This is a genomic window from Catenulispora pinistramenti, from assembly GCF_018274385.1.
GTDB classification, from domain to species: Bacteria; Actinomycetota; Actinomycetes; order Streptomycetales; family Catenulisporaceae; genus Catenulispora; species Catenulispora pinistramenti.
In genome coordinates this window covers 1-13,879 of sequence record NZ_JAAFYZ010000261.1, presented here as the reverse complement: position 1 = coordinate 13,879, position 13,879 = coordinate 1, and the positions used below count along the sequence as shown (strand labels likewise).

The 13,879-nt window shown below is 69.4% G+C and carries 10 protein-coding genes; 4 read left to right on the top strand and 6 right to left on the bottom strand.

From position 1 onward, the window contains the following. Both KGQ19_RS42380 and KGQ19_RS42375 read left to right on the top strand, forming a co-directional pair. A partial coding sequence (locus KGQ19_RS42380; protein ID WP_212020167.1) for a Tim44 domain-containing protein occupies positions 1–1,230 on the top strand: 1,230 nt, incomplete at its 5' end. 379 nt (positions 1,231–1,609) lie between these two features. Beyond that, positions 1,610–2,671, top strand: coding sequence for a phospholipase D-like domain-containing protein (locus KGQ19_RS42375; protein ID WP_212020165.1), 1,062 nt, complete (start codon positions 1,610–1,612; stop codon positions 2,669–2,671). Positions 2,672–2,827: 156 nt separating this feature from the next. On the opposite strand, the gene KGQ19_RS42370 is transcribed toward KGQ19_RS42375, so the two are convergent. The 4 genes from KGQ19_RS42370 to KGQ19_RS42355 all read right to left on the bottom strand — a co-directional run bounded on the left by KGQ19_RS42370 (position 2,828) and on the right by KGQ19_RS42355 (position 8,918). Continuing rightward, positions 2,828–6,097 carry a TIM-barrel domain-containing protein gene (locus KGQ19_RS42370; protein WP_212020163.1) on the bottom strand — a complete coding sequence of 1,090 codons (3,270 nt, stop codon included), beginning with the start codon at positions 6,095–6,097 and terminating at the stop codon, positions 2,828–2,830. Positions 6,098–6,177: 80 nt separating this feature from the next. Next, a complete protein-coding gene (locus KGQ19_RS42365) occupies positions 6,178–7,434 on the bottom strand; it encodes an ROK family transcriptional regulator (protein WP_212020161.1) in 1,257 nt (418 codons plus the stop codon). A 164-nt stretch (positions 7,435–7,598) separates the two neighbouring features. Next, a complete protein-coding gene (locus KGQ19_RS42360) occupies positions 7,599–8,003 on the bottom strand; it encodes a hypothetical protein (RefSeq protein ID WP_212020159.1) in 405 nt (134 codons plus the stop codon). 30 nt (positions 8,004–8,033) lie between these two features. After that, the gene (locus KGQ19_RS42355; protein ID WP_212020171.1) at positions 8,034–8,918 is read right to left on the bottom strand and encodes a helix-turn-helix domain-containing protein; all 885 of its coding nucleotides are present in this window, start codon (positions 8,916–8,918) and stop codon (positions 8,034–8,036) included. Positions 8,919–9,082: 164 nt separating this feature from the next. Here KGQ19_RS42355 and KGQ19_RS42350 point away from each other — a divergent pair, with 164 nt between their 5' ends. Then, entirely contained in the window at positions 9,083–9,907 is an 825-nt protein-coding gene (locus KGQ19_RS42350; protein ID WP_212020157.1) for an SAM-dependent methyltransferase, read from the top strand. Between the two features lie 141 nt (positions 9,908–10,048). On the opposite strand, the gene KGQ19_RS42345 is transcribed toward KGQ19_RS42350, so the two are convergent. Beyond that, positions 10,049–11,005 (bottom strand): helix-turn-helix domain-containing protein, encoded by a 957-nt coding sequence (locus KGQ19_RS42345; protein WP_212020155.1) that lies wholly within the window; start codon positions 11,003–11,005, stop codon positions 10,049–10,051. 359 nt (positions 11,006–11,364) lie between these two features. Here KGQ19_RS42345 and KGQ19_RS42340 point away from each other — a divergent pair, with 359 nt between their 5' ends. Continuing rightward, the gene (locus KGQ19_RS42340) at positions 11,365–12,915 is read left to right on the top strand and encodes an MFS transporter (RefSeq protein WP_212020169.1); all 1,551 of its coding nucleotides are present in this window, start codon (positions 11,365–11,367) and stop codon (positions 12,913–12,915) included. A 102-nt stretch (positions 12,916–13,017) separates the two neighbouring features. Here KGQ19_RS42340 and KGQ19_RS42335 read toward each other — a convergent pair whose 3' ends face one another. Then, positions 13,018–13,872, bottom strand: coding sequence for an exodeoxyribonuclease III (locus KGQ19_RS42335; RefSeq protein ID WP_368862240.1), 855 nt, complete (start codon positions 13,870–13,872; stop codon positions 13,018–13,020). Between the last annotated feature and the right edge of the window lie 7 nt (positions 13,873–13,879).

Sequence of the window (13,879 nt, the reverse complement as noted above, 5' to 3'; positions counted from 1 at the left end):
GGCGGCGGCGGTGGCGGCATCGGCGGCATCGGCTACCACGGCGGGGGAGTCGGCGGACGGGGCTCGGTCACCGCGTTCGTGGTCGTGGCGCTGATCATCCTGATCCTGGTGATCGGGTACAAGCTCACGAACCGGAGTGGAAAGAGCGGCCTGAACACGGGATCGGACCAGAAGGCCCACCGTTCGGACGCCGCGGCCCGGCAGCGCGCCACCCAGATCGAGGCCCGGGTCGCGGCGATCGCCGACACCGACCCGACCTTCGCGGTGGACGTGCTGAACCAGCGGGCGGTCTGGCTGTACACCACGGCCCAGCGCGCCTGGACCGGCCGCGATCGGGCCGTCCTGAAGCAGATCCTGTCCCCGGTGCTCTACGTCAAGTGGAACGAGGAGCTGAACTACTACGAGTCGCGCGGCGAGGTCAACGTCGTGCAGATCGTCTCCGGGCCGACGGTCGAGCTGGTCAACGTCGCGAACCGGGCCGGGGAGAGGAACGACAGCGTCACCTTCCGGATCAGCGCGACGCTCAACGACAGCGTGCGCCGCGCGGACGGCACGCAGGCCGTGCGCAAGGACCGCGCGACCCGCCCGGTGGAGTACTGGACGCTGCGCAAGGACGCCTCCGGGGCGTGGATCGTGGCCTCGATCGAGCAGGCCGCCGAGGGTGCGCACCACCTCACCGACGCGATCGAGACCGACGCCTGGGACCAGAAGGCGGTGGCCCGGGAGGCCGTGCTGGAGGTGGCGCGGAACGTCTCGGTGCCGGGCGCGGGCGGCGACGTGCTGGCGCTGACCAACATCTCGTGGAGCACCGACGCCGATGCCGCCGCCGGTGACCTGAGCGTGCTGGACGGCCGGTTCGACAAGGCGGTGCTGGAAGTCGCGGTCGAGCAGTTCCTCGAGGAATGGGCCATGAACGACGGCAGCCTGGACTTCACGGCGGTGCGCACCCCCAACCGCACCGTCATGCGCAACGCCGCCATCGGCTCGGTCGAGGTGCGCTCGCTCCTGTCGCGCGAACCGATCGTGGTCCGGGTCGTGGTGGCGGCCGAGGGCTTCTACTACGAGGTCGACCGCCGGACCGAAGAGGTGCTGCTGGGCGACGCGCACAAGCGGCGCCCGGTCACCTTCAGCTTCGATCTGCGGCTGGACGGCCCCACGGCGAAGGGCTGGACGGTCGTCGCGGCCCAGGCGGCGCAGATCGGGCCGCGGCTCGCGGACCATCGTTCGTGAGCTGATTCGCTCTACCGGCGCGATGGTCGGCGGCCGCTGACGGTTGCTGGCGTGTCAGGGCGTGCGTGTCAGGGCGTGCGTATAAGAGTTCTGATTGCGGTCGGGTGGCAGGGGTCGGCTCAGCGCCGACCGTGCTGCCCGGCCGCACAGTGCTGCCTCTCGCCGTTTTTTCTATACAGGGCAAGCCTTCTAGCTTATCCAGCATGTCAACGCCCCTGAAGTCGATTCATGGAATTGTTACTGAGTTGACATTACCTCTCCATCTGGATTCAGCATGCTGAGTCGGGATCCCGTGATGCTCTGGGGCCAGCTCCCTGATACGGGATCCGCGCCCATCTGCCACCGGGCGCGACAACGCCGCAGAAGGAGATCACCCGGCATGAACGCCCACACGTTCGGCACGACCACCAAGACCAAGGCCGCCAAGACCGCCAAGACCAAGGCCGCCAAGGCCAGAACCGCCAAGGCGGCCAAGACCACCATGATCGCCGGCCTCGCCGTCGCCACCGCCCTGGTCGCCTGCCCGGCGCAGGCCGCGAGCGGGACCTACACCCCGTTCGTCTTCGACCAGAGCTCCGGCGGCCAGCCGACCATCTACAGCTTCATCAACTCGGCGAAGTCCAGCCTCGACATGACCATGTACGAGCTCGTGGACACCACCGCCGAGCAGGACCTGCTCAACCTGCAGGCCGCCGGCGTCACCGTTCGCGTGATCCTGGACCAGGCCGAGCAGTCCACGAACCAGGCCGCCTACGACACCCTCACCAACGGCGGCGTCAGCGTCGCCTGGTCCTCCACCGACTTCGTCTACACCCACCAGAAGACGATCACCGTGGACGGCTCCCAGTCGATGATCCTCAGCGGCAACCTGACGTCCAAGTACTACAGCACCGGCCGCGACTACGGCGTCACCGACACCGACGCCAACGACGTCTCGGCGATAGAGGCGGTCTTCAACGCCGACTTCAACGGCACCAGCATCACCCCCAGCGACGGCGACAACCTCCTGTGGTCCCCGACCGACTCCCAGTCCCGCCTCCTGTCGGTCATAAACGGCGCCACCACCACCCTGGACATAGAGCAGGAGGAACTGAGCGACGCCCCCCTCGTCAACGCCGTCGTCGCCAAGGCCGAGGCCGGCGTCACCGTCCGCGTCGTGGTCGAGGACCCCTCCTCCTGGACCAGCGCGATAGACAAGATAAAGAACGCCGGCGGCTCCGTCGTCGGCTACTCCGGCACCAAGGGCCTGTACATCCACGCCAAGGCCGTCGTCGCCGACTACGGCCAGTCCGACGCCACCGTCGAGGTCGGCTCCATGAACTGGACCTCCAACTCCCTCACCAGGAACCGCGAGCTCGGCATCATCCTGAACGACACCGGGGTGGAGAACACGATCGAGACGCAGTTCGGCTCGGACTACTCGGGCGGCACCGCGCAGTAGGCACCGCATTGCCTTTGGACTGAAGGCAATCAGAGCCAGGGCCCGCCAACAATCAGCGGCCACAACGCAGAGTTCGGCCCCGCCCGGAAGTCCATCCGGGCGGGGCCGACCTACAACTACCTACAACTGACTGCAGCGACTACAACCAAGCAGCGGCTACCGGTAACTCACCACCAGCCCCTGCCGCACCGACTGCGCCGGCGCGCTGACCGTCAGCGTGTGCGAAGCCGCGTCCCACGTCCACTTACCGCTGGCGAGCCGCACTCCGTTCACCGACACCGACGAAGGCTGCTGCGCGTTCTCGAACTCGACCGTCCAAGCCCGCTGCCGCACCTGCCCGGTGAAGGATCCCTTCGCCGGCGCGATCGTCAGCCTGTGGCCGCCGTAGTTGATCTCGGTCGTCGCGCTCTGCGCGGTGTTCGTCGTGGTCCCGTTGTCCTCATACAGCGAGAACGATCCCGGCGCGCCCTCGGCGACCGTCACCGTCGCGTCGGTGAGCGGGTTCTGGTCGTCGTTCGTCACGTTCCCGGACCGGGTCGCCATGATCCCGCCCGACTTGATGAAGACGGGCATCGTGTCCAGGCCTGTCGTGACGTTCTGCACCGTGCCGCCCTGGTACGTCTGCCCGGTGAAGTAGTCCGTCCAGGAACTTCCGGCCGGGAACCACACCTGCGTCGTGGCCGAGGCGCCCGACGTGGTCACCGGCGCCACCAGTACGTTCGGGCCGTAGAAGTACTCGCTCCCGTCGAACGCGTACGCGTCCTGCTGGTCCGGGTACTGCAGGTACGTGGGGCGGGTCACCGGGACGCCGGTGGTGGCGGCCTGGTGGGCCAGGGTGTAGGTGTACGGCACCAGGTCCTCGCGCAGGTTGAGGAACTTCTCCGCGGAGTCCTTCGCGGCCGGGCCGTACTGCCACGGCAGCCGGTCGCTGTGGTTGCCGTGCAAGCGGTCGACGGGCTGGAACGCGCCCAGCTGCACCCACCGCGCGTAGAGGTCGTCCGGCAGCTTGGTGCTGCCGGGCTCGGCGCCGGCGGTCTGGTCGCCGGCGTTGTTGAAGCCGCCGATGTCGTGGCTCACCGCGGACAGGCCGGTCGAGGCCGACTCGCCGGGCGTGTAGCCGACCTCCATGGCCAGCGTGGCCCAGGAGGAGGTGGTGTCGCCGGTGAAGTGCACGGTGGTGCGCTTGTCGGCCCACGGCCCGGTCGCCAGCCCCATCGAACCGCTGTAGCCGGCGGCGTTGAGTGAGGAATAGGCCCGGGAGAACGCGAAGCCGCGGCCGACGGTGGAGTCGGTGTCCCACGCGTAGTTCTGGTTGATCCAGGAGTCCGGCGTGACCCCGGGCAGCGAGGAGGTGGAGCTGTCACAGCACCAGTCCAGCCACCAGAAGTCGTCGCCCTGGTTCTGGATCTGCTGGTGCAGACCGAAGTACGCCGACAGCTGCGCCGGGTTGCCCCAGTCGAAGCAGTACTGCCCGGTGCCGCACGACGGCAGCGTCCCGCCGGCCGCCGCCAGCGCCTGCGAATACTGCGGGTCGGTCTGCTGGATGCTCGGGTGCACGTTGAGCGTGGTGTGCAGCCCCTGCGAGTGCGCCCACGCGAAGTACGCGTTCGGGTCCGGGAACTTGCTCGGATCCATCTCCCAGCCGTCCCACGTGCTGCCGGCCTTGAAGTCGGTGTCGGTGACCAGCACGTCCAGCGGCACGCCCTGGGACCGGAAGGTGGGCAGGATGGTGTTCTCGTAGTCGGCGGCCGTGTGGTTGTAGTACTCGGAGTACCAAACGCCGTAGGCCCAGCGCGGCAGCAGTTCGGACGGACCGGTCAGGGTGGCGAGATCCTTCAGCCCCTGCTGGTAGTTCTGGCCGTAGCTGAACACGTACCCGTCCTGATACGGCTTGCCGCCGTTGGAAGGACGCTGCGACACCTTGTGCGCCGCGGAGTCGAGCACCGCCGAGGTGGTGTCGTCCACCAGCGACCAACCGTCCTGATACAGCAGGCCGGGCGTGGTCACGACCTCGCCGTTCTGGCCGTCCAGACCGCGCCGGTAACCGCCGAGCGGGGCGTGCGGGGCCAGCAGCGGCGTGTTGTCCTTGACCACCGCGACGGTGTCGAGGTTGACGTGGCAGGCGTCCGTGGTGGGGCAGCCGATGGTCACCGTGTTGTCCCCGGCCGCGAGCGTGACCGGGATCGAGACGGTGCGCCAGCTGTCCCAGCTGCTGGTCGGCGCCAGGCTGGTGGTGGCCGGGGTGCCGCTGCCCGCGCCGCTGCCGACGGCGACCGAGATCGTCCGCGGACCGGCGGCTCCGGTCTGGCTGGAGTCGGTCTGCCAGTTGGCGTAGCGCAGCTGCAACTGGTAGCTGCCTGCGCGCGGCACGCCGGTCAGGGCGATGGCATCGCTGGCGGCCGTCGAACTGAGACCGCCGACGAACCCCGCGCCGGAGTAGTCGTTGTGGTCGTCCTGCAAGGAGGCGCCGCCGATGAGCGCACCGGACTCCGCCTCGCAGATCGTCCCGAAGGGACAAGGCTGGCTCTGCGGCGCGCCCGGGCCCGGGTAGGCCGAGCCGGTCGGCACGACGGCCAGGCTGTCGAGGTTCACGTTGCCCGAGTCAGACGCGGCGTGCGCGACGGTGACGGTGTTGTCCCCGGCCTTCAGCGTGACCGGCACGGTGGCCACGGCCCACGTGTTCCAGTCGGCCGTGGTGGGCAGTGACAGCGTCGCCGCCGGGCCGCCGTCGGCGCTCACGCTCAAGGTGCGGGTGACGTCCTTGCCGTCGCCGCCGGTGGCGTTGGCGTAGCGGGTGGCGAGCTGGTAGGTGCCCGCCGTCGCCGCGGTCACCCGGAACGACAGCGAGTTGCCGGAGTCGGTGAAGCCCGCGACGAAGCCGGATCCGGTGTAGCCGCTGTGATCGCTGGCCACCGACAGGCCGTTGAGGTCGAGGCCTTCGGCCTCACACAGCGCCCCGAACTGACAGGAGGGCACCGGCTTCGGCGTCCAGGGACCGGCCGTCACGGTCTGCTGGCCGGCCCGCTCGGTGATGCTCAGATTGGCCGCGCCGAACGGTCCGGAGCCGACCTTGTAACGCAGCCGCGTCTGGCCGGTGTCGATGGTGAGCCAGCCGTTCACGACCTTCTGGGTGAAGTGCGTGGGCACGAAGCCGTCACGGCCGACGGCGTTGAACGTCGGGTCGTTCTCGAAGACGCCGTTGCCGGCGTACTCGGTGCGGATGAGGGTCGGGGAGAGTACTTCGAAACGTGCGTCGCCGGAGACGACCGCGTGCTTGGACGCGATGGTCGCCGCGGCGGACGCCGCCGGGCTGGACGAGGCTGACGCCGACACCGCGGCGGTCAGGGTGCCGGCCAGGACGAGTCCGGCGGTGACAGCCGCAGTCGCTGCACGCCGGCGCGCTCTTCGTGGGGGACGGGGACGCATCAAGAAGCTCCTTCGGGAGGGGACCGGGGGCATCGATGGACTCAAACGGACATCATCGAACGGACATCATGAAACGGACATCAACTGACGGTGGAACGGTGGTGGTGCGACCGGGACGGGACCGCGCTGGAAGCGGCGGCCCGCCCGGAGTCCGGGGTGGCGGGAGCAGAGGACTGATCCGTGAAGCGGCTGGACTCGGACAGGACGAGCGCCAGCGCGCCCATCAGCGAGGCCCGCGGCCCCAGCGCCGAGGTCCGGACCGCGACCGGTGAGCCGAACGGCACGGCCGCGAGCTCGGCGTGCACCGGATCGAGCAGCAGCGCGCCCAGGGCGGTCAGCTCCCCGCCCAGGGCGATCACCGACGGGTTCAGCACCAGCGCGAGCGTGCCCAGGGCGCGGGCCAGCCGCCGGGTGCCGTCCTCGATCACGGCCAGGACGGCGGCGTCACCGGCCTGGGCCCGCTGTATCAGCTCACTGACGTCGCCGAGGTGGATCCCGCGTCCGGCCAGGCGGGCGAGCATCCCTTCGGCGCCGGCGTACAGCTCCAGACAGCCGCGGCGCCCGCACCAGCAGGTGGGGCCGTCCGGGTCGGCGGTGACGTGGCCGAGCTCGCCGGCGTACCCGTCGCGGCCGCGGTAGATGGCGGAGCCGAACGCGATGCCCAGGCCCACCCGGCTCGCGAGCTTGACGTAGAGCAGGTCCTGCCCGTGCGGGCCGGCCGCGGCCGACTCGCCGAGCGCGCCGAGGTTGGCGTCGTTCTCCACCGCCGCCGGGATGTCCCAGGTCCGGCTGATCTGCTCGGCCAACTCCGGGCCGTTCCACCCCGGCAGCACCCCGGGGACCAGGAACCGCCCGCTGTCCGGCGCGATCGGCGCGGCGATGCTGATCGCCGCCCCCACGACTTGGTCGCGGTCCGCCTCGGCCTCGGCGAGCGTGGTCTCGATGCTGCGCATGACGATGTGCGTGCCGCGCTGGGCCGAGTGCCCCTGCGGCAGCGACACCCACCGCTCGGCCAGCACGCTGCGCGACAGGTCGCCGACCGCGACGGCCACGTGCCGCACGCCCACGTCCACGGCGATGGCCAGCCCGGCGGCGCGATTGAGCGCGAGCCGGGTCGGCGGCCGTCCGGGGCTGTCCGCGGCCGGCTGCTGGTACTCCGAGACCAGGCCCCGATCGGCCAGCTCGCCGATCAGGCTGGAGACCGTGGCGCGCGACAACCCGGTGCCGTTGATCAGTTCGGCTCGCGTGGCGCTGCCGGAACGACGCAGGATGTCGACGACCCGGGCGCGGTTGCCCGCACGGATCGCCTCGCTCGTCGGCTGCACTCTGCGCTGCATGTAACCCTCTCGGGTCGGAGAATGACGTTACACACCTTTGGCATGCGGCTGACTTCCGTCAAGACTTCGACATAAGGGCGGGATTTTGCCAACCCCTGGGGAATTGGCCGCGCGGAGTGAAGATCAGCCCCTTGAGCTGGGCTCCGAGTGGGCTGACGGAACGATCACAGCGGCGTGCCGTCGATGAGATCGACTTCGCCGCTCGCATCGACCGTGTAGAGCGAGATTCCGAGCTTGTTACGGACTTCCGACGGGACCCGCTGGGCGAATCGGACGACCGAGCCCGCGACCACGAGCGCGTAGCCGGTGTCCGGTTCGCCCTTCATCCGCCTCAAGAGTTGCCCGTAGCCGGTGTCCAGATCGGCGCCGGCATCGCGCGTGAACCCCTTCGCCTCCACGATGAGCCGGCGGCCGTCGGGATGCCGGGCGTCGATGTCCGGGCGGTCTCCGTACCGGGGGAGTTCCGCGCATTCCCAGCCCTGCCCGACCAGCCACGTCGTGAAGACCGCGACGACGGTGGTCTCGGCGCCGGGGCCGTTGTCGGGGGTCCACATATTCGCATTCGACACGTGCGCAGGATACGGCCCGGGGGCTCCAGGTCAGCGGACCAGGAACCGGACGCTGTCGGCGGCGGGCACCGCGTCCAGACACAACTGGTCCATCACCGTCGTGTAGACGTCGAGGTCTTCGGTCTTGTCCAGGTAGGTGGCGCTGGTGAGCTGTTCGAGGTAGACGATGTCGGGCAGCGCGGCCTCGGGGAATCGCAGGATGCTGAAAGGGCTGGCGCCGGCGTCGGCGTAGCGGGGGCTGCGGCCGGTGGGCACCACCTGGATGGTGATGTGGGGCAGCCGGGACAGCTTGAGCAGGTGCTGGATCTGGGCGTGCATCGTCGCGTCGTGGCCGCCGGGCGGGTGGCGCAGGACGGCCTCGTCGACCACCGCCCAGAGCTTGGGCGGGTGCGGCCGGTGCAGCAGGCCGGTGCGGTTCATGCGCAGTGCGACGCGGCGTTCGATCTCGGCGGGCTCGGCCAGCGGGTTGCCCAGGCGGATGACCGAGCGGGCGTAGTCCTCGGTCTGGAGCAGACCGGGGACCAGGCGGGTCTGGTAGCAGCGGATGATCGAGGCGGAGTCCTCCATGCCGAGGTAGGACTCGAACCAGGCCGGGACGACGTCGGCGAAGGCGCGCCACCAGCTCTGGGCGTTCGCCTGCGCGGTGAGGGCCAGCAGCGGGTCGCGATCGGCGGCGTCGTGGACGCCGTACAGGGTCAGCAGGTCGGCGACGTCGCGCGGCTTGAAGCCGATCCGGCCCAGCTCCATGCGGCTTATCTTGGAGCCGGATCCGCGGATCGCGTACCCGGCCGCGTCCCGGGTGATGCCCGCCGCCGTCCGTAACCGACGAAGCTCGGCGCCCAACAGTATCCGGGGGATGGTCGGGTTGCCCGCGGTGCACGGGCGGGTGTGCGTCTTCGCCACGTCGGCCAGCATACCCACGGCGGTGGTCCGGTCACGTGCCGTATCAACGAACAGACCTGTGCCATAGCCCGCACCTGGGGTTTCGTCGTAGCCTGATTCGGTCACGTCCCCCGCCGCCACGGCCGGGGCCCGTGCTGAGGGTGTCATAGTCCGGATATGCAAAGGGAGCAGTCACGATGACCGCCGATTCCGAGTCCCCCGAGATACCCCGCCTGCCGCGGATCGACACGACCGTGCCGCAGTCGGCCCGGGTCTGGAACTACTGGCTGGGCGGCAAGGACCACTACGCGGTGGACCGCGAGGCCGGCGACCAGTTCGCGGCCGTCTACCCGGGCATCTTCGACCTGGCCCGCCTGTCCCGCTACTTCCTCGGGCGGGTCATCCGCCACCTGGCCGGCGAGGCCGGGGTCCGCCAGTTCCTGGACGTCGGCACCGGCCTGCCCACCGCCGACAACACCCACGAGGTGGCCCAGCGCGTCAACCCCGAGGCGCGCATCGTCTACGTCGACAACGACCCGCTGATCCTGGCCCACGCCAACGCACTCCTGGTCGGCGACCCCCGCGGCGCCACCGCCTACATCGAGGCCGACCTCCTGGACCCCGACACCATCATCGCCGAGGCCCGCAAAACCCTCGACTTCGACGAGCCGGTGGCGCTCCTGCTGATGCAGATCCTCGGCCACGTCTCCAACGCCGACGACGACGCCCAGGCCCGCTCAGTCATCAACCGCCTGATGGACGCCCTCCCCGCCGGCAGCTACCTGGTCATCAGCGAGAGCTCCAACACCAACGAACTGAACGCCCGTGCCTGCGCCCTGTACAACGAGAGCGGCGGCGCCCCGTACTACCTGCGCGACCCCGAGCAGATCGCCGACCTCTTCGCGGGGCTGGAGCTGACGGAGCCCGGCGTCGTGCCGATTCATGAGTGGCGGCCTGATCCCAACCCGTTCGGGCAGCCTGCTGATGAGGGGGCTTGGGGCGGGGCTGGGCGCAAGGTCTGAGGGGTGGCGTGACGGTCCGCGGTGCGGTGAGGTCTTCGCATCGGACCGCGGCTGGATCGTGGGTTTCAAAGGGTGATCGGGTCAGGGCTCTGCGACGACGGTTGTGGGCGGCCAGAGAAGGACGCGCCAAGATGGCCGCGGCTACAGCCGGGGCGCGCTGGGTCCTGATCGCTCCTGCGAGGAGAAGACAGCGCTCGATGTAGAGCCGGCAGGGCCTTGGCTGTCGAGGAGGGTCACGGCAGCGTGTTCGGGGGTTCCAAGGACCGTGGGATACAGAATCAGGCGGTGGCCGGGGGTGTCGGCCAGCGGCAGGGACTCGTATTCCAGGTGGAGCTCGCCCACGACTGGATGGCTGAAGCTTCTGCTTCCACCGGTGCGGCGCCGGACTTCGTATTCCTTCCACAGCCGGGCGAAGTCCGGGCTGTCGGCCAGGAGCCCGTCGATGAGTCGACGCAGATCCCGCGCGTCGGGATAGACGGCGAGCTGGCTGCGTAGGTGGGCGACGTGTGCGCCCATTTCTTGTTCCCAGTTCTGGGCCAAGGACTTGGACATGGGATCGGTGAACATGTACCGGGATATGTTTCCCAGGCTGTGCTCTGGCGTCCTGCCCACCGGCGGATGTCGTTCCAAGCCGGGGAACAGGGCGAGGCCCGCCGGGTTGGCGGCCACTACGTCCATCGCCAGGTTGGTGACGAACCCCGGGCTGGGGCGTATCGCCTCCAACACTTTCAGCACCGAACGTCGCACCACCTGGTCGTCGCGGAGCACTCGGGGCAGAGGCTGCGGGAACGTGCTGTCGGGGACGGTCGGCGACTGCCCGGCCAGCGCGTACAGGTAACGGCATTCATCCGGCGTGAGGCCGAAGGCCACGGCCAGGGAGTTCAGGACGGCAGGCGAGGGATTCCGCTCGCGGCCGCGTTCCAGGCGGGCGTAGTAGTCGACGGACACCCCGGCGAGAGAGGCCACTTCTTCCCGGCGCAGACCTGAGGTGCGCCGGGCGCCGGGGCCGGACGGCATCCCGACCTGACTCGGTGTCACCCGCTGTCGGCGGGAGCGCAGAAACGTTCCGAGGTCGCTGTCAGTGGGGTGGTGTGACACGTCCTGTTATAGCACGTCCTGGTACCGGGATCGGCCGTGGATGAGACTCCTGATGCACCGTGAATCGGCACGATATCCCCGAACGGAGAAGCCGCCGTGCAGACCCAGATCCACCCCATCGGCCACCTTCCGACGATCGCACCGCCGGTCCGCGCAGTGATCGAGCCCGCACTCTCGACGGTGATCGAGTCCACCGGCTGGCCGCGGGCGCCGCCGACGGGCCCGCGGCATCACCGAGCCACCGGTCTTCTCGGGCCGGTCGGCAGTTGCCCACCGGGCGAGGAGATCGAAATTCGCAGTGAGGAGGAGGGGACATGTCAGGGATTGAGAAGGGGACACAGTCCAAGGAGGGCACCGAGATGAGAACCGATCCGGAGCCCGGTCCGGTCGTCGGCGGACGGCGCTGGCTCATCCTGGTCGTGCTGTGTCTGGCCACGCTGGTGCTGGTGGTGGACAACATGGTGCTGACGGTGGCGGTGCCGGCGCTGACCGAGTCGTTGCACGCCAGCGCGCAGAACATCCAGTGGGTGCTCGACTCCTACATCCTGGTGTTCGCCGGGCTGTTGTTGACCACGGGAAGCCTGTCCGACCGGTTCGGGCGGCGCAGGGTCCTGATCATCGGGCTGGCCGTGTTCGGCGTCGCCTCGGCGGTGGCGACGCTGGCCAGCAGCCCGGGCGAGCTGATCGCCGCCCGCGTCGCGATGGGGATCGGCGGCGCGCTGCTGATGCCGAGCACGCTGTCCATCCTGATCACCGTCTTCACCGACGAGGCCGAGCGGCGCAAGGCGATGGCCGCGTGGACGGTGGTGCTGATGGTCGGGATGGTCGGCGGGCCGGTGCTGGGCGGCGTGCTGATCAGCCACTTCTGGTGGGGCTCGGTCTTCCTGATCAATATCCCGATCGCGGCGCTGGCCATCGTATCGGCGATGGTGCTGATGCCGGAGAGCAAGGGCCCGTGGCGCAAGCCCGATCCACTGGGCACGGTGCTCTCGATCGTCGGGCTGACCTCGACCGTCTGGGTGATCATCGAGCTCCCGAAGGGCCTCGCCCGGCCCAGCACCCTGGCCGCCCTGGGGATCGCCGTGGTCACGCTGGTGTCCTTCGGGATCTGGGAGACCCACATCCCCGAGCCGATGGTGCCGCTGAGGCTGTTCAAGCAGCGCAACTTCGCCGGCGGCTCACTCTCGCTGGCCTTGGTGCAGATCGGCAACGGCGGTCTGGTGCTGGTGATGACGCAGTACCTGCAGTTCGTGCTCGGCTACTCGGCGCTGAAGGCCTCGCTGTGCTTCATCCCGCTGGCCGTCGCGGCGCTGGTCTTCAACACCCTGGGTGCGGGGCTGGGTATGAAGTTCGGCAACCGCCCGCTGGTGTTCGTCGGCCTGCTGATCTGCGCGGTGGCCTTCGCGGTCCTGGCCGGTCTGGGCACGAACGACGGCCTGACCAAGCTGTTCGTCGGCATGGCCCTGCTGGGCGCCGGCTCCGGACTGGCGATGCCGGCCGCGATCAACGCGATCATGGGGACGGTCCCACCGGAACACGCCGGCGTCAGCTCCGCCCTGAACGACACGCTCCAGCAGACCGGCGCGGCCCTCGGCGTGGCGATCATGGGCACCCTGGTGGCCAGCCGCTTCACCGCGAGCATGCCGGCGGACATCACCGGCACCGCCCGGCACTCACTGGGCCAGGCCATGGCCACCCGCGACGCCCAGGTGATCGACGCCGCCCGGCACGCCTTCACCCACGCGGAGTCCGTCGCCTACATCGCCGGCGGGATCGGGGCGCTCGCCGCCGCGATCGTGGCCGTCGCGGTGGTGCGGAACACCAAGCCACCCACAGCGCCGGCGGAGGGCGATGGGGACGGCGATCGGGACGGCGTCAACGAGGGCGCACTGGTCGCTGCTGAAGCCTGATCCGCACAGGAGAACGCGAGTCCCGGGCCCACCTGAGAGGTGAGCCGGGACTCGTCTTGTGTGTCGATGATGTGTCACCCGCGCCTCGTGGTCGCGGCGGCCCTACACCTGAGCAGCTACTCCCTCGATCGGGCGACGCGCAGCCGGCACCGCCGCCAGATCCCACTCATAAACACAAGTCACCGGAGCATGATCCGACCACCGCTCCGCATACGTAGCCGCTCGCTCCGTCACCGCCGAGGTGGCGCGGGTGGCGAGGTTCGCGGACGCCATCTGGTAGTCGATGCGCCAGCCGCTGTCGTTGTCGAAGGCCTTGCCGCGGAAGCTCCACCAGGAATAGGGGCCTTCGGTGTCGGGGTGCAGGTCGCGGACCACGTCCGTGTAGCCGGTTTCGGTGAGGACGGTGGTGAGCCATTGGCGTTCCTCGGGGAGGAAGCCGGAGTTCTTTTGGTTGGCCTTCCAGTTCTTGATGTCCGCCTCTTGGTGGGCGATGTTCCAGTCGCCGCAGATGAGGACGGCGCGGCCGGTTTGTTCCGCCTCGCGGTTCAGGGCGGTCAGGTGGGTGTGGAAGCCCTGCATGAACCGCTCTTTTTCGGCTTGGCGGTCGGTGCCGACTTCGCCTGCCGGGAGGTAGAGGCTGCCGATGGTGAGGGTGGGGAGGTGCATTTCGGCGTAGCGGCCGGCGGTGTCGAATTCGGGGGTGCCGAAGCCGATGCGGGTGGCGGTGGGGGCGATGCGGCTGTAGAGGGCCACGCCTGCCCGGCCCTTGGTGGCGGCCGGGGCGATGAGGGTGTGCCAGCCTTCGGGGGCACGGAGGTGGGGCGGGAACTGGTCGGGTTCGGCCCGCACCTCCTGGAGGCACACGAGGTCCGCCGCAGTGGTGTTCAGCCACTCGGTGAAGCCCTTGCCGGCGGCGGCACGGATGCCGTTGACGTTGACGGTGGAGACGGTCAGCACGCGCACC

Coding starts and splice junctions, on each gene's coding strand:
- KGQ19_RS42375 (WP_212020165.1), top strand. CDS start 1,610: ATGAACGCCCACACGTTCGGCACGACCACCAAGACCAAGGCCGCCAAG.
- KGQ19_RS42355 (WP_212020171.1), bottom strand. CDS start 8,918: ATGCTGGCCGACGTGGCGAAGACGCACACCCGCCCGTGCACCGCGGGC.
- KGQ19_RS42340 (WP_212020169.1), top strand. CDS start 11,365: ATGAGAACCGATCCGGAGCCCGGTCCGGTCGTCGGCGGACGGCGCTGG.
- KGQ19_RS42350 (WP_212020157.1), top strand. CDS start 9,083: ATGACCGCCGATTCCGAGTCCCCCGAGATACCCCGCCTGCCGCGGATC.
- KGQ19_RS42365 (WP_212020161.1), bottom strand. CDS start 7,434: ATGCAGCGCAGAGTGCAGCCGACGAGCGAGGCGATCCGTGCGGGCAAC.
- KGQ19_RS42370 (WP_212020163.1), bottom strand. CDS start 6,097: ATGCGTCCCCGTCCCCCACGAAGAGCGCGCCGGCGTGCAGCGACTGCG.